General features: G+C 39.6%; 20 protein-coding genes, 1 tRNA gene and 1 CRISPR repeat array. Of the genes, 16 read left to right on the top strand and 5 right to left on the bottom strand.

Annotation, left to right across the window (positions count from 1 at the left end):
• Positions 1-209 precede the first annotated feature (209 nt).
• A tRNA-Ala gene (locus tag ACYQ1I_RS11700) sits at positions 210-285 on the bottom strand.
• 175 nt (positions 286-460) lie between these two features.
• Between ACYQ1I_RS11700 and ACYQ1I_RS11695 the strand changes: the two genes are divergently transcribed.
• From ACYQ1I_RS11695 to polX, 12 genes are all read left to right on the top strand, one after another.
• Positions 461-1,828 carry an MATE family efflux transporter gene (locus ACYQ1I_RS11695; RefSeq protein WP_459765550.1) on the top strand — a complete coding sequence of 456 codons (1,368 nt, stop codon included), beginning with the start codon at positions 461-463 and terminating at the stop codon, positions 1,826-1,828.
• 297 nt (positions 1,829-2,125) lie between these two features.
• The gene (locus tag ACYQ1I_RS11690) at positions 2,126-2,332 is read left to right on the top strand and encodes a hypothetical protein (RefSeq protein ID WP_459765548.1); all 207 of its coding nucleotides are present in this window, start codon (positions 2,126-2,128) and stop codon (positions 2,330-2,332) included.
• A 74-nt stretch (positions 2,333-2,406) separates the two neighbouring features.
• Positions 2,407-2,739, top strand: coding sequence for a hypothetical protein (locus tag ACYQ1I_RS11685; protein WP_459765546.1), 333 nt, complete (start codon positions 2,407-2,409; stop codon positions 2,737-2,739).
• Between the two features lie 144 nt (positions 2,740-2,883).
• Entirely contained in the window at positions 2,884-4,662 is a 1,779-nt protein-coding gene (locus ACYQ1I_RS11680; protein WP_459765544.1) for an ATP-dependent metallopeptidase FtsH/Yme1/Tma family protein, read from the top strand.
• Between the two features lie 251 nt (positions 4,663-4,913).
• A complete protein-coding gene (locus ACYQ1I_RS11675; RefSeq protein ID WP_459765542.1) occupies positions 4,914-5,216 on the top strand; it encodes a hypothetical protein in 303 nt (100 codons plus the stop codon).
• Positions 5,217-5,545: 329 nt separating this feature from the next.
• A CRISPR array of direct repeats spans positions 5,546-6,112; the repeat unit is 30 nt; unit sequence GTTTTAGAAATACCTATAAGGAATTGAAAC.
• A 267-nt stretch (positions 6,113-6,379) separates the two neighbouring features.
• Positions 6,380-7,144, top strand: a complete 765-nt coding sequence (locus ACYQ1I_RS11670; RefSeq protein WP_459765540.1) for an N-acetylmuramoyl-L-alanine amidase — start codon at positions 6,380-6,382, stop codon at positions 7,142-7,144.
• A gap of 509 nt (positions 7,145-7,653) precedes the next feature.
• Positions 7,654-8,454: a CPBP family intramembrane glutamic endopeptidase gene (locus ACYQ1I_RS11665; RefSeq protein ID WP_459765538.1), complete on the top strand. Its 801-nt coding sequence runs from the start codon at positions 7,654-7,656 to the stop codon at positions 8,452-8,454.
• A 439-nt stretch (positions 8,455-8,893) separates the two neighbouring features.
• The gene (locus tag ACYQ1I_RS11660; RefSeq protein WP_459765536.1) at positions 8,894-10,411 is read left to right on the top strand and encodes a phosphoenolpyruvate carboxykinase (ATP); all 1,518 of its coding nucleotides are present in this window, start codon (positions 8,894-8,896) and stop codon (positions 10,409-10,411) included.
• Positions 10,412-10,698: 287 nt separating this feature from the next.
• Entirely contained in the window at positions 10,699-11,925 is a 1,227-nt protein-coding gene (locus tag ACYQ1I_RS11655) for a molybdopterin molybdotransferase MoeA (RefSeq protein ID WP_459765534.1), read from the top strand.
• A 16-nt stretch (positions 11,926-11,941) separates the two neighbouring features.
• Positions 11,942-13,861 carry a molybdopterin biosynthesis protein gene (locus ACYQ1I_RS11650; RefSeq protein ID WP_459765532.1) on the top strand — a complete coding sequence of 640 codons (1,920 nt, stop codon included), beginning with the start codon at positions 11,942-11,944 and terminating at the stop codon, positions 13,859-13,861.
• Between the two features lie 13 nt (positions 13,862-13,874).
• Positions 13,875-14,309 (top strand): MOSC domain-containing protein, encoded by a 435-nt coding sequence (locus ACYQ1I_RS11645; RefSeq protein WP_459765530.1) that lies wholly within the window; start codon positions 13,875-13,877, stop codon positions 14,307-14,309.
• Between the two features lie 173 nt (positions 14,310-14,482).
• Positions 14,483-16,201 carry a DNA polymerase/3'-5' exonuclease PolX gene (polX, locus tag ACYQ1I_RS11640; protein ID WP_459765528.1) on the top strand — a complete coding sequence of 573 codons (1,719 nt, stop codon included), beginning with the start codon at positions 14,483-14,485 and terminating at the stop codon, positions 16,199-16,201.
• A 3-nt stretch (positions 16,202-16,204) separates the two neighbouring features.
• Here polX and spoVB read toward each other — a convergent pair whose 3' ends face one another.
• The gene (gene spoVB, locus ACYQ1I_RS11635) at positions 16,205-17,743 is read right to left on the bottom strand and encodes a stage V sporulation protein B (protein WP_459765526.1); all 1,539 of its coding nucleotides are present in this window, start codon (positions 17,741-17,743) and stop codon (positions 16,205-16,207) included.
• Between the two features lie 240 nt (positions 17,744-17,983).
• On the opposite strand from spoVB, the gene ACYQ1I_RS11630 reads away from it, so the two are divergent.
• From ACYQ1I_RS11630 to ACYQ1I_RS11620, 3 genes are all read left to right on the top strand, one after another.
• Positions 17,984-18,610 (top strand): diguanylate cyclase, encoded by a 627-nt coding sequence (locus ACYQ1I_RS11630; protein WP_459765524.1) that lies wholly within the window; start codon positions 17,984-17,986, stop codon positions 18,608-18,610.
• Between the two features lie 139 nt (positions 18,611-18,749).
• Entirely contained in the window at positions 18,750-18,992 is a 243-nt protein-coding gene (locus ACYQ1I_RS11625) for a hypothetical protein (RefSeq protein ID WP_459765522.1), read from the top strand.
• Between the two features lie 74 nt (positions 18,993-19,066).
• Positions 19,067-19,747, top strand: a complete 681-nt coding sequence (locus ACYQ1I_RS11620; protein ID WP_459765520.1) for a beta/alpha barrel domain-containing protein — start codon at positions 19,067-19,069, stop codon at positions 19,745-19,747.
• Positions 19,748-19,798: 51 nt separating this feature from the next.
• On the opposite strand, the gene ACYQ1I_RS11615 is transcribed toward ACYQ1I_RS11620, so the two are convergent.
• Both ACYQ1I_RS11615 and arcA read right to left on the bottom strand, forming a co-directional pair.
• Complete coding sequence (locus tag ACYQ1I_RS11615; RefSeq protein ID WP_459765518.1) at positions 19,799-20,605, bottom strand: histidinol-phosphatase HisJ family protein; 807 nt, start codon at positions 20,603-20,605, stop codon at positions 19,799-19,801.
• Positions 20,606-20,690: 85 nt separating this feature from the next.
• Complete coding sequence (gene arcA / locus ACYQ1I_RS11610; protein ID WP_459765516.1) at positions 20,691-21,914, bottom strand: arginine deiminase; 1,224 nt, start codon at positions 21,912-21,914, stop codon at positions 20,691-20,693.
• Between the two features lie 206 nt (positions 21,915-22,120).
• On the opposite strand from arcA, the gene ACYQ1I_RS11605 reads away from it, so the two are divergent.
• On the top strand, positions 22,121-22,261 hold the full coding sequence (locus ACYQ1I_RS11605) for a hypothetical protein (protein WP_459765514.1): 141 nt from the start codon (positions 22,121-22,123) through the stop codon (positions 22,259-22,261).
• A gap of 254 nt (positions 22,262-22,515) precedes the next feature.
• Here ACYQ1I_RS11605 and ACYQ1I_RS11600 read toward each other — a convergent pair whose 3' ends face one another.
• Positions 22,516-24,585, bottom strand: coding sequence for an ABC transporter ATP-binding protein (locus ACYQ1I_RS11600; protein ID WP_459765512.1), 2,070 nt, complete (start codon positions 24,583-24,585; stop codon positions 22,516-22,518).
• Positions 24,586-24,591 lie beyond the last annotated feature (6 nt).

Raw genomic sequence — 24,591 nt, 5'->3', positions numbered from 1 at the left:
CAACGCTCGAAATAACTAGGGTCTATTTTTATTTAGCCAGTGCCTACACAGTAAAAACTTTAAAAAACTTACCACTTTAGACAGGTTAAGGGGTCAGAAGGTAAGATTATAGTGATACCTTGACTACTTTCAAAAACACAAAAAACTAAAGATTTTCAAAAAATAAAAAAACGGCCTAAATTTTTGAATTTAAGCCGTTTATCGCTTTTTGGTGGAGATAAGGGGATTCGAACCCCTGACCTCTTGACTGCCAGTCAAGCGCGCTCCCAACTGCGCTATACCCCCGCAAGTACTACCGACAAATAAAATCATACTAAAAATACAAATAAAAGTCAAGAGAAAAATTAAAAAAAATAAAAAATGATGGACAGAGAAAAAGAGAAAAAATTTGTCAATAAATTAAAACTTTGGTATCATATTAATATAATTAGAGTATCGAAATATAAGGAGGACTTAAAAAATGGATACTGCTTCTGTCATTGAAATTAAAGCAGAAAACAAGAAGCTACTTAGAAAAAATGTTATAGCAATTGCATGGCCTGCGGTTACAGAGCTCATATTAATCTCGTTATTTGGTGCTATTGATATGATTATGGTGGGAAAACTGGGGGCTGCTGCCATTACATCAATCGGGTTGACAAATCAACCTATTTTTTTAATTATGGCCGTTTTTCAGGCCTTAAATATTGGTGGAACAGCAGTGGTTTCCAGGGCTTTTGGGTCAAAAAATTATTCTGAAGCAAATGAAGCTACACGACATTTATTCATTATTACAGCGGTCCTTTCTGTAGTTGTGATTGCACCAGCTTATCTCTATGTTGAAATTATATATCGGTTTATGGGGGCCGACACCGAGGTGATTCAGTTAGGTTTAAATTATTTTAAAATTGCCTTGATAGGGGTCTTTTTTCAAAATCTTTCATTAGCCGGTGCGGCAGTATTGAGAGGGAGTGGAGATACTAAAACTCCTATGACGGTTAATGTAATATCTAATATAGCCAACGTCATCATGAATTATATATTGATATTTGGTAAATATGGTTTTCCCCAATGGGGCGTTACGGGAGCAGGGGTAGCCACCATGATTTCACGTATAATTGCCTTTATATGGTTAACCGCTATATTATGTCTAGGAAGAAAAAATATCAAGCTAAACTTTTCCAAGATTTTTAATTGGAATCAAAAAATTGTTTCAAAGCTGATTAGGATAGGCTTTCCATCAGCTATGGAGCAATTGGTTTTAAGAACCGGCACCTTGGTCTTTGTCAGAGTAGTGGCAGGGCTGGGAACAGTGATCTATGCTGCCCATCAGGTTTCACTTAGCATCTTGAATCTTTCCTTCACCACAGGAATGGCCTTTGGTATGGCTGCCTCTACTTTGATTGGACAAAGTCTGGGGGCAGAAAAAAGAAGACTGGCCGAGGAATATGGTAAAGAGGTTCGTTTTATAGGCAGTATAGTTGCATCAGTCATAGCTGTCATTTTTTTCATCTTTTCAAAACAGATTGTGGCCTTGTTTAGTAATGATCCAGAGGTTATTGTTAATGCATCAAAAGTATTGAAGATGATTGCCATTATTCAGCCCTTTCAAAGCTCACAGCTGATTATTTCTGGGGCTCTGCGGGGAGCCGGTGATACAAAATGGCCGCTGTATTCTACCATGGCGGGTATATGGGGAATTCGGATTATATTGGCTTATATTTTTGTGTTGGGCTTTAATTGGGGGTTAGTAGGGGCCTGGCTGGGTATTTGTATCGATCAGGTGATAAGGTATTTAATCGTATATTGGAGATTTCGAACAGGAAAGTGGAAATATATTCAAATTTAATACAGTAATTATTTGGTTGACTACCTGTAAAAATTTTATGTAATAAATTTTTAAAAGGTAAGAAGGATTTAATCAAGTTTTAACGAATATGCAATTGAGAGTGTTTTAGCTACAAATAAATTTATTGTAATAATTGCTGTATTTAAAGGTATCGCAAATAGAGAAAGATTCAAAAAATATGACATATTCCCTCTCAAAGTTTCATATAATACTGTAAAACAAAAAAAGTTTACAAATATGTCATCAAAAAGCATGATTAATTAAATTTTATGTTTTATAAGAGTAGGGGGATTAGAAATGGAAATGGAAAAGAAAGATACCAGCTATGAAATGGGAGATTTAGGCGAAATTAAGGAAGAATTGATTTTGCTTTCTATTGAGATGAATTCATTACTACTTGAATGTAAGAAACAGGGAATACTAAACGAAAGTGAGTATAATAATTTAGTTAAGGTCAAGAAGGATTTTATTCAAATTAATCAAGCGGATCTAAAAAGTATCTAAATAATTTCATAATTACGCTTTCTCTTATAATGTCATATAATATACCAAGGCCTAGGGTTAGGGGAGGCAATATTATGATGACAGAGGGTTTAAATTATATTACTTCAGATTTTTTAAGGAGCTTTACAGGAGCAGTATTGATTACGTCCATCATTACCCATTTTGTAAAGGATTATTTTCCAGAATCCTTCGATTATAAAATTATAACCCTGGGAATTGCTATGATCATATCTGTAGCAAATATTGTTATATTTGAAGAAATCAATGCTCGAAGCATCTATCTAGGTATAATTAATTCACTATTGGTGGCCACGGCCGCCACAGGAAACTATGAAATATTGACAAAGCAAACAAAAAGAAGTATTATTCGTCAGCAAGAAGCTGAAAAAAGGAAGCTGTCAGGTTAAATAAAATGATATATAGTGATGATTACCATATGAATAAAGCCTCTTTAGGGCTTTATTTTTTTGTGTTTTTATGTTAATATATTATGTAAACTAAAATCACTGATTGTTTTGAAGGAAGTAAGAAATTGGAAGGGGGTTTTTGTTTTGCTTTTTAAGAAATACTGGGGATATCTCATTGGCCTGACGATACTGATATTAGTGATCACTGCAATAGCCTTTGGGGTAAATCATTATTATGGTAAACAAGATCAGAATAGAATTACCTATCAGCTTTTCTTAAGCAAGATAGATACGGGAGAGGTTATTCAGGTAAATTTATCGGATTCCCCGGAACTAACAGGTGAATTTAAAAATGGGGAGACCTTTGTTACAGATAATCCTAGGGTTGACCATCTCAAGGAAATGTTGTTGACAAAAGGGATTGAGGTAAATGAGGTTAATGGACAATATTCAATTACTCAGATTATTACATTTGTTTTAATGATGGCAGCCTTTGTTGTTCTGGCGATTTTTCTTTCTAAAAACAATGTAAAGCAAGCATCAAAGGAATATGACAAAATGTCTTCCATGGAATTTTCCTCTCAAAAAAATCAATCTATTAATTTTAGTAGTATTGCCGGTAATGAGGAAGCCAAAAATAATCTAATTGAACTGGTGGATTTTCTAAAAAATCCAGAAAAGTATTCCTTTTATGGTGCCAGAATGCCCCGGGGTGTGATTTTATATGGCCCTCCGGGAACAGGTAAAACCTTAATGGCTAAAGCACTGGCCAGTGAAGCTGGAGTAGATTTTCTAGCTGTTTCAGGCTCAGACTTTGTACAGATTTATGCAGGGGTAGGGGCTGCCAGAATAAGAAGCATTTTTAAACAGGCAGCGGAAAAACAAAAATGTGTTATATTTATTGACGAAATCGATGCCATTGGGAAAAAAAGAGACCGAAGCGGCTTAGGTGGTAGTGATGAATCAGACCGAACATTAAATGCCCTGTTAACTGAGATGTCGGGCTTTAAGGATAATTCAGGAATCATCGTTTTAGCTGCCACAAATCGTCTGGATACCCTTGATGAAGCCCTGTTAAGACCGGGAAGATTTGACAGGCAAATTGAGGTAGGGCTTCCAGATTACAAGGCAAGGGTGGAAATTTTATCACTTTATACAAAGGATAGACCCATAAGCGAGGGAATCAATCTTGATGCCCTGGCCCACCAAACCGTCTATTTTAGTGGCGCCAAGCTGGAAAACCTGGTCAACGAGGCGGCGATTTATGCTGCCAGAGAAAACGCCAAGCAAATTACAGAAGATCATATAGACAAGGCCTTTTACAAGGTGGTGGCAGGAGAGGAGAAAAGGGATCGAAGCAGTATTAACCAGCTCGATCGAAAAATTACTGCCTACCACGAGGCAGGCCATGCAGCCGTTACAAAGCTGTTATGCCCTGAAAATAGAGTAACCAAGGTTACCATTATACCCAGCACCAATGGAGCCGGTGGCTTTAGCATGAATATTCCGCCTGACAGAATGTTTCATACTAAAAAAGGAATGCTTGATAATATCAAAATTGCCCTGGGCGGAAGGATCGTGGAGGAATTGGTTTTTGGTAAAGATCATATTACCACCGGTGCCAGCAACGATATTCAAAGGGCAACGGAAATATTGTCTACCATGGTAAAACGCTTTGGTATGTCGGAAAAAATGGGTTTAATTAATTACGATATGCTATTGGGGCAGCATGGGGCAGATCAGACTTTGATTCAAGCCCTTAGCAGTGAAATGGAAAGACTGTATAATGAAGCTAAAGAGCTAATTAGTAAGCACTTACCCCTGGTTGCCTCTATTGCTGAGAAACTGCTAAAGGAAGAAACATTAAATGAAGCAGAGCTTAACGTAATTTATGACCAATATTTAAATAGCCAGACTCTTTAAGGATTCCCCCTTAAAGTTTATTTAATATAATGTACAAGCATCTATTTTTGGTAAATTAGAATAGATGCTCTTTTTTTATAATCCACTGGAAAGCTGTCGCTAAACTAATTAAATCAAGAGAGGTACAGTATACAGATTTTGGCAAATGTCAATCAATTAGGATATACTGATGTCTTATTTATCATGATATAATTGATTTAAAATACTAGGGAGTGCTACAAATATACCATTAAAATGAGTATAAAAAAAGTGTGGCACTTGAAGGTTATTTTGAATATGTTGTTCCTCCCCTAGAGGGTCTATGGTGGGCAGTCGGTGACTTTGATCTAAAAAAAAGGGACCAATGGCACTGGACATCAATGATACGGCAGCCAGAATTTGTTACAATGGAAGTATTTAATTGGGCAGTAGATGAGGTTGGTGAAAAAAAGCAGGATTTAGATGTAAGTCGAGCCAGACTTGAAAGCTTTACCGAAGGGTTATGCATTCAAATGATGCACCTTGGCCCCTATAGCCAGGAGCTTGCTACGATAGACCTGCTACAGCATTCGTGATAGAAAATAATCTAAAGAATATGACAGGAATAAAGGGCAAGCATCACGAAATCTATCTATCGGACCCGAGGAAAACAGCCCCGGAAAAGCTTAAGACGGTTTTGAGACTCCCTGTCGAATCTCAACCATTATAAATATAAAAATGATATTTTGTCGTCGACCTCCAATAGCGTAAAAAACCCGGGAGATCGACGACATTTTAATTTTTGAAAGAAATGAGTAATATCAAGGGGGAAAGTACATAAAATACAACTTGAAAGTTTACATAAAATTACAGAATCTCTTTTGACAGGAAATAGTATTTATGATAGTATCAATATATGTAATGGGTTTTAGAAATACCTATAAGGAATTGAAACAACGAGCATCGTTCAGACAAAAGTGGCGAGAACTATACGTTTTAGAAATACCTATAAGGAATTGAAACGTACCATGGTGGGTATTGCCACCACTTGGACTTCTGCTGTTTTAGAAATACCTATAAGGAATTGAAACGATGAGTTGCATTTGTATAAAAACGCCAGCCACTACAGTTTTAGAAATACCTATAAGGAATTGAAACCTTGATCTAGTAGAGGAAAGACTTTCGTTTACGGAAACCGTTTTAGAAATACCTATAAGGAATTGAAACCCAAGCGATAGGAGGCGATCAACCTGGAACCACTAATGGTTTTAGAAATACCTATAAGGAATTGAAACTCTTGTAGGTTGGATCCCATTAATTCTCCGTAGCGGTTTTAGAAATACCTATAAGGAATTGAAACTTATTCGCTGCATTGCAGAGAGTGAAAAATTATGCCAGGTTTTAGAAATACCTATAAGGAATTGAAACCATCGACATGGTTTTAACATCATTATCATTTCGTGTTTTAGAAATACCTACAAGGAATAAAACCTTTACCTTATCTTGATAAATGATAATTATTTAAACCAATACATCAAACCAATTTAAACAATAGTATGGTAGAAACATCAAATTAAAACAATTTGGCAAAGCCTCTTTCGTAAAAGTAGATGAAAGGGGCTTTTGTCATTTCATACACATTAACAAATTATAGTAAAAAATATTTTATTTTTATGCACCATTTAAGTACAAGGGAAATATAGTATTATATACCAAAGACAAAATATTTAGAAATTTAAAAAATTCAAGGAGGCTTTTTATGGCTAGAGTGTTTTTAGACGCAGGCCATGGAGGTAAAGACCCTGGCGCCGTAGGAAATGGAATGCAGGAAAAGGTTATTGCATTATCTGTCACATTGAAAATTGGAAATATTCTTGCAAATCATGGAGTCGATGTCAGGTATTCCAGAACTACGGACGTATTCTTGGAATTGGCAGATAGGGCTAATCGAGCTAATAATGCGAAGGCAGACAAATTCGTTTCAATTCATTGTAATGCCTTCAGCGATTCATCAGCAAGGGGAGTAGAAACCTATAGCTACCCTGGAAGCTCAACCGGGGCTGCCTTGGCCAAGAATATTCAAGATAGTATTATTGCCAGTGGCGCTTATACAGTTAATCGAGGCTGCAAAACAGCAAACTTTGCAGTATTGAGATTGACAAACATGCCTGCGGCCTTAGTAGAATTAGCATTCATTACCAACAGTCAGGATGCTAATATACTAAGAAATAGGCAAAATGATTTGGCAGTGGCAGTTGCCAAGGGAATTTTAAAGAACCTTGGCATACCTTATAACGGTGGAGGAAGTACCCTTTATAAGGTGCAGGTAGGAGCCTTCTCTGTCAAGGCCAATGCAGAAAAGCTTGTTAATGAATTGAAAGGAAAGGGCTATAGTCCGTTCATCGTAACTCAAGGCGGACTTTATAAAGTACAGGTAGGAGCCTTTTCAGTTAGAGCCAATGCAGAGGCCTTAGTGGCAGAATTAAAGAGAAAGGGATACGATGCCATTATTGTCACTGGTTAAAAATAAAGCTATGGAGCCAGAGATAGCCTCAGCTCTGTAAAATTTCAATAGTAAAAGGGAGTTATCCTAAGGTGACTCCCAATAAAGAAGTATTTGTACAGCATACGGTATAGTCAGTTTGGCTATACCGTTTTGCTGTTAGTTTCGTTCATGTCCGGCAGTTCAATCACACCGACAGAGTTGTAATGATTTTTTTCCACAAACTCATTGAGTACGATGGTGTCAGTTCCTTTACTTCGGTGTGCTTTTTCATCTGTTCTTCCTCCCCTATATTCACAAAGCTGGAAAAGAGCCTGCAAAGCAAAAATTTCAACGATTGCGGAAAGGTATGGTATAATGAAGGAGCAGAGAAAACCCGTGGGAGAAAGGAAAGACATCATCAACTATATCAATCTGGCGAAGGACACCATAGAAAAGAAATACCGCCGGGGAGTATGACCGTCATATCGCATATTGAACACAGCCCATATCAACGAGGAAAAATATTTCAAAAGTGAGGTAAAGAAATCGTGACAGAGAAAAAAATCATAGTACAATTTACTGGTTTGACATTTATCATAGCCTATCTTGTGTCAGGTGCGTTGATAGCTCTTGGGCAATTCGGATATACGGTTCACAATTGGGTTTACTCGCTACAGCAATTTGCGATGAATATCCCTTTTGCAATTTATATTTTGTCGCCCGCTATTGCTTCATATATTGTTCTAAAGAAAAATAACAAAATAGCAGATTTTAGGGAATGGCTGAAAACTGTTTTTTACGCCAAAAATAACATATTTCTCTATTTGTTCGTTGTTGCAGGGCTTGCACTGTATTTTTTAATACATATTGCAGTTTCAGTCCGCACGGAAATGGTGCTACCATTTTATACGTTCTTTCTTGCCCTGCCTGGTAATCTTATTATCGGTGGCTTGGAGGAAGCTGGCTGGATGTACATTTTGCAGCCTGAGCTTGACAAAAAATATGGATTTGTTTTATCATGTGTATATACTGGGATTATTTGGAACTTGTGGCATATCCCTCTTTTCTTCATTCCGGGGACGAATCATGGAGAGGGACTCATTAACTTTTGGATGTTTGCAGTTCAACTTATGGCGTTTCGGTTTTTCAACGGGGCGATCTACAAAATATCAGGAAAAGGCCGTGTGTTTATGTGTGTATTATTCCACACCATGTTCAATGCGGCATCCCCTATCTTTGGCACCATGACTATGACTTGGGCGGGAACCATTGCCGCAAATGCGGTGATTGTTCTGGTTTCAATTGTAACCGTTGTGATATACGACAAAAAGAACAGGCAAATAATATAAGCATTATCTTCAGTCACCTTATACTGATAAGGTGGATGAGCAAGTGCAGAATTGCCTGTACATCAGATTGCTGCGCCTATCCAGTCAGTCAAGGGCGAGTAGTATTTTGCTAGCGCAAAATCTACTCTTAAACCTTTGACTGGCTGGATTTTTTCTGTGTCATTACGCCGCTGACAAACGAAGGATCAGCTTTATCCGATAGTCCGCCTTTTGTTGTCACATCCGCTTGCCGACTGCCCAATAGTATGTTTCTTGATACTTTTTTTGATCTATATCATAATTATGATATTCTATTAGCTTCCCAAAATGAAATTAATTTTATTTAATATTTAAAATACATATTATATATTGATTGAAAGAATATTTATGTTATACTTTATATGAAATTGATATACACCAATTAGTCAAGCATATAATATAATTAATTGAGGTGACCATTGTGTTTGCAGAGCAAATCAAGGCAAGAAAAATAATAGAAAACCCAACACTGGAAGAATTGAAGGAATTGGCCAGGGAAAGCGGTAAAACAACGAAATATGGCAGTGTAGCCTATGTATCCCAAACAAGAAACAGAAGTGCAGCCCAAACCTATATTGTTGATGATATAGAATTGGGAGTAAAACAACAGGGAATTTCAAGGGAAAAGGCCCAGCTCCTTCAAAGGGAAGTGCTGGCTTATCTGGCTAGTCAAAATATTATTCAGGTCGACCGTAAAATGGGAATGGGTGGCAAGTTTTCATTCCATTGCAGGCTGTATATTACAGAAAAATACGCTAGAATTGCCCATATGTGGTATAACACATTATTTAGCCCAACAATACAAGAAGCTGTTGATTTTACCAGTATTTATGTACCCGAATGGCCTGAAAAGATTATTGTCTGTGACCCTCAAAATCAGCTAACCCTCATTTTAGGTACAGACTACTTTGGCGAAGCAAAAAAATCCTTTTTAAGAATGGCAATGTATGAGGTGAAACAGCAAAAGGGACTGGGGCTTCATGCCGGCAGTAAGGTACTACGAGTTAAAGACAAGGAAGGAAAAATGAAAGAGGTAGGCTTTATCCTCTTTGGGTTAAGCGGTACGGGGAAAACCACCTTAACAATTCACGATCATGGCTTACTGGGGGAAGAAGGAGCCATTGTAAGGCAGGATGATGTCGTTTTTATGGATGAAAAGGGCGCCTGCTATGGCAGTGAAGACGGCTTTTTTATTAAAACTGAAGGCTTAGACGTATCCCAGAAGGTTTTGTATGAAGCAGCAATACACCCCTCTACCACCTTTGAGAATGTGTTTATAGACAATGGGGGAGAGATTGATTTTCATAATACAGAATTAACCTCAAATGGCAGGGGGGTTGTATTGAGAAAAGAAATAGTCAATACCGATGAAACAATTGATCTGCCCAAGGCCCATAAGTTGATATTAATTACAAGAAGAAATGATATAATTCCACCGGTGGCAAAGCTGACCGCCCAACAGGCCGCAACCTATTTTATGCTGGGGGAATCAATTGAAACCTCGGCAGGGGACCCCACCAGAGCAGGGCAATCAAAACGATGTGTAGGTACCAACCCCTTTATCATTGGGCCAGAGGCGGAAGAAGGCCATCGAATGATGGAGATATTAAAAAACAATCCAGATATGGAATGCTATATCTTAAATACAGGCAGTGTTGGTGCCAGAGCTGAAAAACCTGGAGAGAAGATCACAATCAAACTATCGACTGAAATTATGAAGCAGATTGCCAGAGATGCAATAGAATGGCAGTTGGATGAGGAATGGGGCTATTTGGTACCCCAGAAGATAGAAGGAATAGACATATCCCAATACGACCCCAAAAAATACTATAGTCAAGTCGAATACAAAAATTTGGTTAATCAGTTAAAGAAAGAAAGAGAGCAATGGTTAGGCCAATTTAAGAGCCTAAGGAAAGAAATATGTGTAGTCATGGCATAGAATCGATTAGTGAGGAAGTCAGAAAAATATGGCTTCCTCTTTTTGTTAATTTTCAAGGGATAAGAAGCTCTGATTCCTGTGAGATAATTGAATTTTTTTGGAAATTATGATATGATATTTAGACATGATAATTGAAGAAAATTTAACAAATTTCGCAAAGAATCTGTTTTTAATCCCTAAACAGATTAAAAGAGTTTTTATAGAGGTCGGAAATTTTGGCTGGTGGAAAGGAAAAAAAGCTAACATTAAGGGATCGTTTTTTTATTGATATGTTAAGGAGGAAGGTCATGGAGTTACTAAGTACCCTATCTATATCGGCAGCTAAAAACAAAATAGAGCAGCACTTTAAGGACTTTAAGCTGACGGTGGAGGACATACCTCTGACCGAGGCCCAGGATCGAATTTTATCTAAAGATATCACGGCCCTTGATAATGTGCCGGATTTTAATCGATCTACCGTTGATGGTTATGCCTTAATCAGTAAAGATACCATAGGAGCTAGTGAAACACTGCCGGGCTTTTTAGAGGTAATTGGTTCCGTAGAAATGGGACAGGGAGCCGATTTGAGCTTGAAATCTGGACAATGCTGCTATGTTCCCACCGGTGGAATGCTTCCAATGGGGGCCGATGGGGTTGTAATGGTTGAATATACGGAGCTGCTGGATGAAAAGACGGTATGTATTCAAAGGCCCGTAGCACCCCTTGAAAATATACTTAGTCGGGGAGATGATATTCGGGAAGGGCAAATGATATTTAAAAAGGGCCATAGGTTAAGAAGTCAGGATATTGGCGCCCTGGCTGGAATGGGCTTTAACAGGGTACAGGTCTATCAAAGGCTGCGTGTTAGCATTATTTCTACAGGAGACGAGCTGTTGGCCCCGGAAGAAGAGCTGACACCAGGAAAGATTAGAGATATGAATACCTATAGCCTGGCTGCGGCGGCCCAAAAGGATGGGTGTCAGATCGTATCAACGGCCGTAGTTGGTGATCAGTTTGATCTGTTGAGAAATCATTTGCAGGAGGTATTACCCCAAAGCGATGTAGTTCTGATTTCAGGAGGCAGCTCCATGGGGGTGAAGGATATTACCAAGGATGTGATAAATAGTCTGGGGGAGCCGGGGGTTTTTATCCATGGTCTGGCTGTTAAGCCTGGAAAGCCCACCATTGCGGCTAAACTTCAGGACAAGGCCGTCTTTGGGTTACCGGGTCAGCCGGTATCGGCCCTGGTAATTTATCATGTTATTGTGGGGGAATTTATAAAAAGGATACAGGGGCAGGCCCCAGAAAATCCTTATATGATGGGGGAAATTACCGTCAATATTCCTTCTGCCGCCGGCAAAGAGCACTATGTCATGGTTACCCTGTCAAGGGAAGGCTCAAAGCTTATGGTTAATCCCGTCTATGGTAAATCGGGTATGCTCAGTATGATGACGAAAGCCATAGGATATATCTGTATTGGACAAAATCAAGAAGGAATTTATCGTGGCGATTCTGTTAAGGTCTACCTATTTTAAGAAGAGAGGGAAAACGATGAAGGAAAAAAGAAATATCTATTTAACCAATATACCCCTTAAAGAGGCCCAGGAAAGCTATATGACCAAAATCAACTTCAACAACCGCAATCATACAGAGGTTATTTCCGTTTCTGATGCTCTGGGCAGAATAACAGCCAAGCCCGTCTTTGCCCATAAATCTTCACCCTATTATAATGCTGCGGCCATGGATGGTATTGCGGTAATTGCAGAAAAGACCCACGGGGCTACAGAAGTTAATCCCTTGCAATTAAAGATCAATGATGATTTTGTGTATATTAATACCGGTGGGGAGCTGAAACATCCCTTTAATGCCGTTATTATGATTGAGGATATCGTAATTATCGATGAAAATACCGTAGAAATTGTTGAGGCGGCAAAAAACTGGCAGCATGTCAGACCCATTGGCGAGGACATCGTTGAAGGAGAACTAATTGTGGCGGCCAATCATGAAATCAGGCCCGTTGATATGGGTGCCCTGCTGGCAGGTCATATTCAAAAGCTGGAGGTATTGACGATACCAAGGGTAGGAATTATTCCCACAGGGGCCGAGCTTATACATGTAAAGGAAGAGGTGGCGCCGGGGAAAATTATTGACTCTAATAGCAGCATGTTCCAGGCTATGGTAAAGCAGTATGGTGGGGCTCCTCAAGTTTATCCGATTGTCCGGGATGACTACGAGGAATTGAAGGCTGCAATTATCAATGCTGTTACGGAAAATGACCTGGTGATCATTAATGCAGGCTCATCGGCAGGCTCAAAGGATTTTACGGTCGATGTGCTGCGGGAAATCGGAGAAGTAGTTATCCATGGAGTAGCCACCAAACCAGGTAAACCGGTTATTCTCTCGATTGTTCAGGGCAAGCCGGTGGTGGGAATACCAGGATACCCTGTATCAGCCTATTTTACCGTTGAATTCTTTATTAAGCCACTTATCGCACAATACCAGCATAAAAGCGTACCAACAGCAGATACGGTGGAGGCAATTCTCTCCCGCAGAATCGTTTCTTCCCTTAAATATGAGGAATATGTTCGCATGAAGCTGGGACGAGTGGGTGAAAAGCTGATTGCCACCCCTCTGGACCGAGGGGCAGGAGTCACCATGTCTTTGGTTCGAGCCGACGGCGTACTGGTGATTCCACAGCATTTAGAGGGCTATGAAGGGGGCAGTCGTGTTGAAATACAGCTATTAAAACCCTTAAAAGAGATTCAGCAAACCATCGTATCGATTGGCAGCCACGATTTGGTAATGGATCTGCTTAGTAACCAGCTTCAGGAGGCCATAGGAGATTTATACCTGTCTTCAGCCCATGTGGGCAGCCTGGGGGGAATTATGGCCATGAAAAAGGAAGAATGTCATCTGGCACCGATTCACCTGCTGGATACCACCACCGGTGAATACAACCGTTCCTATGTAAAACAATATTTAAAGGGACAGGATTTGGCCCTGATCAAATTTGTTGGAAGAAGCCAAGGGATAATGGTGGCTAAGGGTAATCCTAAAAATATTAAGGGAATAGCAGACCTGAAGGAAAAGGGTATTCAGTTTGTCAATCGCCAAAGGGGAGCAGGTACCAGAATATTGCTTGATTATTTACTGGAAAAGCATAGCATCCCTTCAGAAGAAATTATGGGCTACGAAAGGGAGATGACAACCCATATGGCTGTGGCGGCTGCCATTGAAGGAGAAACAGCAGATTGCGGCCTGGGAATACTGTCGGCTGCCCAGGCACTAGGATTAGATTTTATCCCCCTGGCATGGGAGGATTACGATTTGTTGATTCCTCAGAAGCTGCTGAAGGATGAAAAAGTACAGGCGTTACTAAGGGTGATGACCAGCGAAGGATTTAAGGAACGAATTGCTTCTTTAGGTGGTTATCGAACCGACGAAATCGGAAAAATAATAGAATTAAATTAGAGGGGGCATTAAAATGGCAACGGTTATTTCAATTAATATCAGCGATAAGAAGGGAATTCCCAAGGACCCAATCAGTCAAGGCGTCTTTGTTGAGGGCTTTGGTTTAGAAAATGATTCCCATGGCGGCGACTGGCATCGTCAGGTAAGCCTATTGGCCCAGGAGAGCATACAAAAAATAGAAGCCATGGGTATCAAAGATCTGGCACCAGGGCGATTTGCCGAAAACATAACAACAGAGGGCATTGTCTTACATGAATTGCCCATAGGCACAAGGCTTAAAATAGGCGATACCATACAAGAGGTAACCCAAATTGGAAAGGAATGCCATACCCGCTGTGCCATCTATCATACTGTGGGAGACTGTGTAATGCCCAAGGAGGGGATTTTTACCAAGATAATTAAAGGTGGTACTGTTATGCCCGGTGATCAAATCGAAATTATAGAATAAATAAAAGACCTAAAACAACCCCTAGATTCCAGTAGCAGCAAGGCGACGAAGAAGATAGGGGTAATTTATTGGATAAAGCCCTGGGCTTGCTTTGCTGAAATAGGGACTTTTAAATTCTATGATAATAAGTAGAGAAAAGGGATATAATCAACAGATAGAAGGGAGGATAGTCAATGGATAAATACAAGGTGAGCATTATATTAGAGGAAATTGGGAAAATGCTTGAACTTAAGGGAGAAAACCCCTTCAAAATCAGGGCCTACTATACCGGAGCCCGGCTTATTGAAAATACAGAAGAAGATTTAGAGGAACTAGTGAAGGAAAAACGATTAAATGAAATCAGGGGCATTGGAAAGGCCCTTGAAACCAAAATAACAGAGCTGATTGAAACGGGGGAGCTGGCCTATTATGAAAAGCTGAGAAGAGAAACCCCCGAAGGACTTTTTGAGCTGTTGAAAATCCCTGGCCTTGGCCCCAAAAAGATAAAGGAGCTTTATGAAAGGCTTCATATCGCTTCGGTGGCGGAACTAGAAAATGCCTGTATGGAAAATCGGCTGATAGACCTAAAGGGGTTTGGAGAAAAGACTCAAAGAAATATATTAGAGGGAATTGAAGATTATAAAAAGCGTAAGGGTCAATTCCTTATATCCACTGCCCTGTTTCATGGTGAAAGGATTGTAGACAAAATGAAATCATTGCCCCAAGTGCTGGAAATAAGCCTGGCGGGCAGTATTAGAAGACAAAAGGAAATTGTGAAGGATATAGATATCATAGCCTGCTGCCGCCCGGGTCACGAGGAGGAGGTCATGGACCATTTTGTACAGCTTCCAGAGGTAAACCGGATGGTTGCCAAGGGGCCTACGAAATCCAGTGTTATTTTACAGGCAGGTATAAATGTAGATTTACGATTGGTTGAACCGGAGGCCTATCCCCATGCTCTTCAACACTTTACAGGAAATAAGGACCATAATACAGCCCTAAGGCACCGGGCCAAAAAGCTGGGTTTCAAGGTGAATGAATATGGCATCTATGAAGAAGAAAAGCGGATTTTATTAAAGGATGAAGAAGCCATTTATCAGGCCCTGGGCCTTGCCTATATTCCCCCAGAATTAAGGGAGGACCGAGGCGAATTAGAGGCGGCCGAAAGGGGGGGATTGCCCCAATTGGTTACCCAAGACGACCTCAAGGGTATTTTTCATGTTCACAGCCATTATAGCGATGGGATCCATAGTATAGAGGAATTAGTTCAAAAAGCCATCGCCATGGAGTTTCAATATATAGGTATATCCGACCATAGCCAGAGTGCCATCTACGCCCGGGGATTAGGGGAAGCGGCAATTAAGCGACAGCACGAGGAAATCGACAGACTGTCAGAAAAATACCCTCAAATTAAAATTCTAAAGGGAATCGAATCAGATATCTTGCCGGATGGTTCCCTTGACTACTCCGACGACATATTGGCCTCCTTTGATTATGTGATTGGCTCCATCCATTCAAATTTTCACATGGGAAGAGCAGCTATGACCAGTAGACTGTTAAAGGCCATTGATAACCAGTATCTTTCAATAGTTGGTCACATTACTGGTAGATTGCTATTATCACGAAGGGGATATGAGTTAGACCTGGAAAGCGTCATCGAAGCCTGCGGGAAAAGGGGAATAGCAATAGAAATTAACAGTAATCCCCATCGGCTTGATTTAGATTGGCGCATGGTTCAATATGCCAAGGAACACGGAGTTAAACTTGCCATTGAGCCCGATGCCCATCGGGCAGAAGAAATTGACAATATCTGCTATGGAATAGGCGTAGCCCGTAAAGGATGGCTCGAAGCGGCGGATATCATCAATAGTCTTCCATTTAAAGAAGTAATAAAATTTTTTCAGGGACGATAGCCTTTAACGCCTTAGATTATTCATTAGTTGATGAATATCAATGGTTTTTGTTAAAAACAGCCCTGCTAAATAGAACATAATACCCACCAGCATACAAAGCCCCTTTAATAAAGCTCCCGTTGGAGCAAGTAAGTCAAAGGATAGGAAGATGACGGCCAGCATTAAAAGGGTGCATAGAATGGGCTTGATTAAGCATTGGCTGAGGGAAAGCCTAATCTTCACATGACGAAATAGTATGATGGAATGAAGAATGGAAATAACAACAGATGACAAAATAAAGCCAATAATAAAGCCATAGATGCCATAACGGGGGTCAGCAACCAGGAAATAGGTACAATATAATTGAATCAGCATACCCAGTAAAAAATTAATGGTGGTGGAAACCTGTTTGCCAAGGCCATGCAAAATTCCAGACAGGGTATTTTGCATACAAAGGAATAGGGTGGCATAGCTGATTAATGAAAGGTATTGGCCTACCTCTACATCATTAAAAATCATTGCAGCCATTTCACCGCCAAATATCACATAAAGACCTGTAATAGGAATAGCGGTCAAGAGGGTGATTTTCAGCGCCAAGCTGGTCTTGTTGGAAATTTCCTGATAATTGTTAATGGCCTGCTCCTCCGAAATATTGGGAATAATATTAACCACCAGGGCACTGGTAACAGTAAAGGGAAGAAACAATAGGGGCATGGCCATACCAGAGATTTTTCCAAAGACATCAATGGCCCCCTGGGCGGTAAGGCCCGAAACCTCCAGCCTTTGGGGAATCATTATGGAATTAATGGTTTGCATAAAGGTCGACAGCAGGCGGCTAATGGTAATGGGAACCGAAATATAAAGAATACCATTGATGCTGCGAATAATTGATTCATTCCTAATCAGGTGCCGGTTTTTCAGCTGGGGCAGTTTTTTTAAATTAAATCGAAATACCAGATAAAGAAGCCCTATCAGCTCACCGACTGATAAGCCGATAATAGCAATGGTTGCGGCAGTAATAGGATGATTGGGCTTAATGTAGTATAAGAGGGCGATGACAAAGGTGATCCGTGAGAGCTGTTCCAGTATTTGAGCCATGGCAGGGGGCTTGATGTCCTTTAGTCCGTAGAAGAAGCCCCTGAGTATACTGGAAAAGGTAATGAGACCAATTGCCGGTATCGTCCATAAAAGAGGGTAATAAAGATCCGGGTTTTTTAAAATTTTGGTGGTTACAAACTCCATATTAAAGGATACCAAAATTGTTAGAAAAGCTGCTATTAAACCACCTAGCAGCAGAGATAACGAGAGAATTCGATAGACTCCCCTTCTATTTTGAAGGGAATTTTCGCCGGCCACCAGCCTTGATACGGCCACGGGAATACCTGCAGTGGGCAGGGTAATTAACACCATCAAAAAGGGAAAGACCATTTGATATAGGCCAATGGCTTGAGAACCGATCATTCTGGAAAGAATGATCCGATAGATAAAGCCAAGGACCCTTACAATAAAATTAATGGTTGCCAGGAGTATGGTACCTAGTATAAAAGAAGAAGTTTTTTTCAATTAGCTCACCTCAAATCCTTGATATACAATAAATATTCTATTGCAATTATCTTTAGTACCTTTCTAAGGTAAGATATCAAACAAAGAAGCAGGGTGAGGGTAATTCATTGGATATAAGATTTTTTAAAAAATTTCAATGTGAATTATTTTTCAAGCTGGGTACATATAAATAATCAATGGGAGTTATGCTGTAGTCGTCATAATACATTGATGATAAACTAATCTTGGGGGTGATCGAACATGATCGATAAAATTGACGGAATACTGGATAAAGAGACATTTTTAAAGGAAATTGAGAAAAAAATTACGAATCCATCGGGAACCTTTACCCTTGCAACCATCGACATTGACAATTTTGAAACAGTGAATCGCTATTATGGAGAAATGGTAGGGGATGAGGTCATAAGAAAGATGGCCTCAGTATTAAGACAGAATGTAAAGGGAAATGATCTCATTTGCCGAAGCAATAAAGATGAATTTAATGTCCTATTCAATGACACTTCCTCAGAGACCGCCTTTATTATGGTAGAAGAAATCAGGAGATATTTCGACCAAAATACCTTTCAGCTGGGAGAGCGTAAGAAAGAAATTTCAATTAAAATCAGTGCAGGAATCGCTAATTATCCTAAGGATGCCAAAAATGCCGTAGAGCTTCTTCGGGGGGCCGACAGTGCTCTTTTTAGAGCCAAAAGAGAGGGGAAAAATCGAGTTTGCCTGGCTGAAAGTGAGAATATGATATTAAAATCAAATTACTATACCAAAACCCAGCTGGAAAGATTAGGCGAGCTTTCAAAAAAGACAGAAAAGACCGAGGCTTTTTTACTAAGAGAAGCTCTGGATGACTTGTTTGAAAAGTACAGCAAATAAAAAATACATAGCAATGAGACAGGTGCCGATTACAAAAGTACCTGTTTTTTTAATTCTAAGGGACAAAATTAAATCACAAATAATAAATAAAAATTAAGTAAAGAATAAGTAAAAATGAGTTTTTGCAGGAGGTGAAACGGTGGATCAGGTTTGTCCGTTATGTAATCGTTTATCAAGCTATGTAGTTCAATGCCCTGACTGTGAAAAGGAAATGGAGGATACTGGCCCAATACAGGATTATTTTGATGATTATAGCCCCTATTTGGAAAGGAGCCTGACTGAGCTGGCCGATGGAGTGACTTCAGATTACTGCCTGCATTTATTTTCTTGTAAACAGTGTAAAAGATTCAAACAAGTTCCAATTAAACGTATTTTTATATAAAAAATTTGACTTGTCAGTTTCACTTCTCCTTGTTAAGATTAAGAGGATAGGTGGAATAGCAAAGGGGGAAAAATATGGAAAACAATACGAAGAAGATCAAGTATGTCCCCGAGATTAAGGGCGTATTAAGGAGTAAATTTATCGAGTTACCTCAGTGTATTTCAAATGCCAGTGGAATTAAAATATTCGGTAAAAGAATAAAATCTATCCTTTTCAGTACAGATGTAGCCATCATTAAAAATACCAATGCTGATGCTGTCATAGCAGTGTATCCCTTTACACCCCAGCCTGTCATTACCCAGTCAATTCTAATGGCCTCTGATGTGCCGGTTTTTTCTGGAGTAGGGGGAGGCTTAACCATGGGTGATCGTGTAATTAACATTGCTATTCATGCCGAGCATCAAGGGGCTATTGGAGTTGTAGTCAATAAGCCCACACCCAATGAAACCATAAAGATACTGAAAAAGAATATAGATATTCCTGTTGTTGTGACAATCGTAGGAGAGGACGAGGACATTGAGGGCAGAATACAGGCTGGAGCGGATATATTAAATGTATCAGGAGCCGCTAAAACACCACTCATTGTTGAGAAAATCAGATCAATCAGTGCCACTATTCCCATTATTGCCACCGGGGGAAGCACCGATGAAAGTATTAAAAGAACCATAGAGGCGGGTGCCAATGCCATCACCTATACGCCGCCGAACATTGGGGATATATTCAGTGATGTAATGAAGCGTTATCGTGAACAATAAACAGCTTAAGACCCTGAAAAAGGGTCTTAAGCCATTTTAAAGTATTAATTCTTAAAGAAGCTTTTCGATGGCATGGAAGGAAGGCTTCATTTGATCAAATGTTGTAATATATTTAAAGCCAATATCCGACAAAGCCTTTAAAGCCTTTGGAAAATCAAAGGCTAGATGTTCGGTGCGGTGGGAATCTGATCCAAGGGTGATGATTTCGCCCCCTAGCTGGCGGTAGAGTTTAAGTATGTCAATAGACGGATGCCAGTCATTCAGTTGATACCGAATACCAGAGGTATTTAATTCAATCCCCTTCCCCTTCTCAATAATTGCTTTTAACAATTCCTCTGCCAAGCCACGATATGCTTCAAGGGGTAAAATCATGTCATAGCTCCCATATCGTTTAATTACATCCATATGGCCAATTATACTATAATTGTCAAAGTGATTAATAACTTTAATTAAATCATTGAAATAGGCACAATAGGCATCAGGCTGATTGCGGTTTTCAAAAAAATTACCGCTGTACAGGTCTGATTTAGCCACAGAGTGAATCGAACAAATAATGAAATCAAAGGGATGGTCAAGGGCATCTTTTCGGTATTTTTCCGTAAGATGCGGTTGAAGACCAAATTCTACACCATATTTAATGGTAATTCTATTTTCATATTTTTTACGATATTGATCAATGGTTGAAAAGTAATCCTGATATTCAAATGCGATATCACTATGGTTTCCGTCAAAATCATAGTCTATGTGATCAGTAAAGCAAAGCTCAGTTACTCCCCTGGCCAAGGCAGCTTCAATGGCTTCCTCCATATTCATGGAGGCATCGGGGGAAAAGTGACTATGAACATGATAATCAAACATAGGAGCCCTCCTCATTTTATGATATGGTATATTGTATAATGATTTAATATAAAAGTCAAAGGGAGTCAGGCTTTGCCGTTATTCACTATAAATCCGATCGAACAAGGGGCATGCTCATACATCTGGGGCCCCCTCTTCCCCTTGAAAGCTCATAAGAATCAAATTCTAAAACCTCAATATGATTTCTTCTCAGGGCGGCATTGGTGACATAGTTCCGGTTATAGCAGACAACCTTGCCGGGTGAAATGGCCAAGGTGTTACTGCCGTCACTCCATTGCTCCCGACCTGCAGCAATAAAGTCACCATCGCCGCATCTGATTAAATTAACCGCAGGCAGATGTAAATATTTTTTCAGTATTGTCGAAAGGGGAGCCGCCTCGTAGGAAATATCAAGGGTTCCCTTCTTTCCAGGCCGCAGGCTGTATACATCCAGAGGTGCTTCAATACCCGGATAAATTGTAAACTGATCATAATCCACCATGGTAAACACCGTATCTAAATGCATATAGGCTCTGGTTTTTGGAATATCAAAGGCCAACACCGTTTCAAAGGGCTCATCCGACTCAAATATGTGCTTTGCCGTTGTTTCTACGGCAAAGGGGCTGGTTCGGTCACTGATACCAATGGCAATAACTTTGTTTGATAGTACCAGCTCATCTCCCCCCTCCAGAGGATGATCCTTGTCTCGATTATACCAGCGATGAATATTCTGAAATCTAGGGTGATGGTCAAATAAATATTTAGCAAACAAGGTTTCACGGTTTCTGGTAATGGATGACATAACATTTAGGGTGACACCACTACCAATGGAAGCGAAGGGGTCCCGTTGAAAATACAGGTTTGGAATGGGGTCTAAATAAAAGGGATAAGGATTTTTAACCATATCCGATAATCCTTTGGGAGGTTTAATTTCTATCTCACTCTTTTTAATACCGGCAATACATTTTTGAACCATTTCCAGTGGAGATAAGGCATGAAAAAATTCCCTCAAGGCTTCCCTGACTGCTCCTGAAGAAACCCTGGCTTCATCCATAAAGTCCTCTAAAAAGTTAGTTCTAACGGTGGCATCTTGAAAAATATCCGCCATTAAATGGGTTAGATATAACACCTCGACCCCTTCATTTCTTAATATTTCTGCAAATTGATGGTGCTCCTTCTCAGCTTGTTTTAAGTAGGCAATTTCATCAAAGAGCAGCCTTCTTAAATAATCAGGAACGATATTTTCGATTTCGGGCCCTGGGCAATGGAGCAAAATACTTTTTAATTGACCGATTTCATTATATACATGTATTGGATCGTTAGCTTTCATTTAACCATATCCTTTCTTTACAGCTTAGTCATCATAGACATAGTATGGCTCAAAAATAAGTCCTTAATCCCAACGAAACAGAATAGCAGAAAAATAAAAGTAAAAAAATATAAATGAATAAAAAATATTTAAAGTTGCAATTGACAGAAAAATGAACTAGTGGTATAATTAAATCACAAATTACAGGATAGAGGAGGGATCATATTATGCAAAGGGATCATCAAGAATGTGATAAAGCTAAAAACCCTAGAAAATGCGGTGTATATACCTGTATTCATTGCGTAGTAAACACCTGTATGCTGGATGAATGTGATATGTTTGAAAGAAAATTTGTGCAAGAGGGATAAAAACAATATGCAAAGGAAAAAGACCTAATCTACCGTTAAGGCCTATAATCTTAATGGTAGATTTTATTTTTTTGAACATTAAGTAGAAATAATGATGAATGATGATATTAGGAAAAATTATTAATAATGGATAAATACAATACCTAAAATCAATTTCAATATAAAATAATTTGCCAACCTTCTGGTGTTGAATTAAAGGAAGGGGCTCAAAAATCAAAAAAAGATGAAGGGTATGTCCCTTCATCTTGCAATTTTTACGATATGAGGCTTTCTTTATATTGTAGCTGATAAAGTTTGTAATAAATCCCCTCCAGGGCTAGAAGCTGTTGATGATTGCCGGTTTCTCTAATTTTGCCCCTATGAAGGACAATAATTTTGTCGCAATTTTGAATAGTAGAAAGCCGATGGGCAATAGCAATCGAGGTACGACCCTTAATTAGCTTTAAAATTGCATCTTGAATCAGGGCCTCGGTTTCCGTATCAATATTTGAGGTGGCTTCGTCCAATATCAAAACCGAAGGGTTAAAGGCCAGGGCTCGGGAAAAGGCAATTAGCTGTCTCTGGCCTGTAGACAGATTGGCACCCCGTTCCATAATGGGCTCATCATATTGCCGGTTTAGCTGATTAATAAATTGGTCAGCATTGACATATCGGGTAATTTCCTTTATCTGCTGATCTGTAATGTCCTGATTATTGAGAACAATATTATCCCTTACGGTTCCTGTAAACATAAAGACATCCTGCAAAACGATACCAATATTTCTTCTTAGATCCTCCAGCGGAATCTCTTTAATATTAATTCCATCAAGTAAAATTTCGCCCCTTTGAATGTCGTAAAACCGGGCTATTAAATTAATGATAGAAGATTTACCGGCTCCGGTGGCTCCCACAAAGGCCACAGATTCCCCCGGACTGATCTTAAAACTGATATCCCGAAGTACCCAATCTTCATCTTGGTAGGCAAACCAAACATTCTTAAACTCGATCTCACCTTTAAAGCTGGTCTTAGGGATGGCCTTGGAAGAATTGGTGATAGTGGGCGTCTGGTCTAACAGGGCGAAAATCCTTTCGGAAGAGGCCATGGCTGCCTGTAAAATATTATATTTTTCTGTCAGGTCATTGATCGGCTGAAAAAATTGCTTCAAATAGTTCACAAAGGCAAACAGTACGCCGAAATCGATGGACTGGCGCAGTACCTGGCCTCCACCATACCATATGATAATGGCCAGTCCCAGCGATCTTAGTACCTCCATAAAGGGACGAAAAATGGCAAAGACAAATATTTCCCTCTGATTTGCCTCCAATAGATGCTGATTATGCCTGTCAAACTTGTTAAATTGCTGCAGCTCACGTTTAAAGGTATGAATTGTCTTCATTCCGGTGAAATTTTCATTCAGAAAGGAATTGATTCGGGCCAGTCTTACCCGTACATCCCGGTAGGCCGCTCTGATTTTCCTTCTAAAAATAATGGCCGAAATCAAAATCAACGGTAGTACCAGAAAGGAGGCAAGGGCCAGCCTGACATTTAACCTGAGCATAATAATCACAATTCCCACCAGCAAAAAGATATCCTTGAATAAATTCACCAGTACACTGGTGTACATCTCGTAAAGGGTTTCGGTATCATTGGTTACCCTTGTGACCAGCCGGCCTACAGGATTACGGTCAAAAAATCCTAGGGACATATTTTGCAGATGGCTGAACAATTCTTCCCGGATATGGTAAACGATTTTATTTCCCGTATAATTCAAAATATAGACTTGAACAAAATTCATGCCAAAGCCCAGTAAAAGAATCAGTAAGTAAAACAGACTAAGTTTTTTTAATGATTGAATATCTCCAGAACGGAACTGTCGAAGCTCATCCTTAGACAAAGGCTGGGCCTGATATTGTTCGTCATTCACAATCAGCCGATGAACACCTTGGCTTTCCTCCAAATGATAAACCTGCTCCTTAAGGGAAATGCCGGTAGAAACAAGATAGGTCTGGCCTTCATATTGTATTAACTGGGCAATCGAGTCATAGTCACGATGCCCATTGTGATTTGACTCTCTGACGTAGTATTGATTTTCAAAGGTGAAGGCCGTTAGCTCCTCCGGGGTGGTATTATATACATACAGGGGTTCTTCATAGACATTAATATAATCATCTATGGCAATTTTAATAATATAGGGCTGGGCCAGGTCAACCAGAGCAATGCAAATTAACAGAAAGATGCAAAGGCTCAACCAGTGCCAGTAGGGTTTTGCATATTTTAAAAGACGAGCCATCAGCTTAGCATCATAAGCCTTTCCTAGTGCTTCCTCTTGATGAAAATTATCCATAATACG

This window comes from Alkaliphilus crotonatoxidans (assembly GCF_054658015.1).
This window is presented reverse-complemented; position numbering and strand designations above follow the sequence as displayed.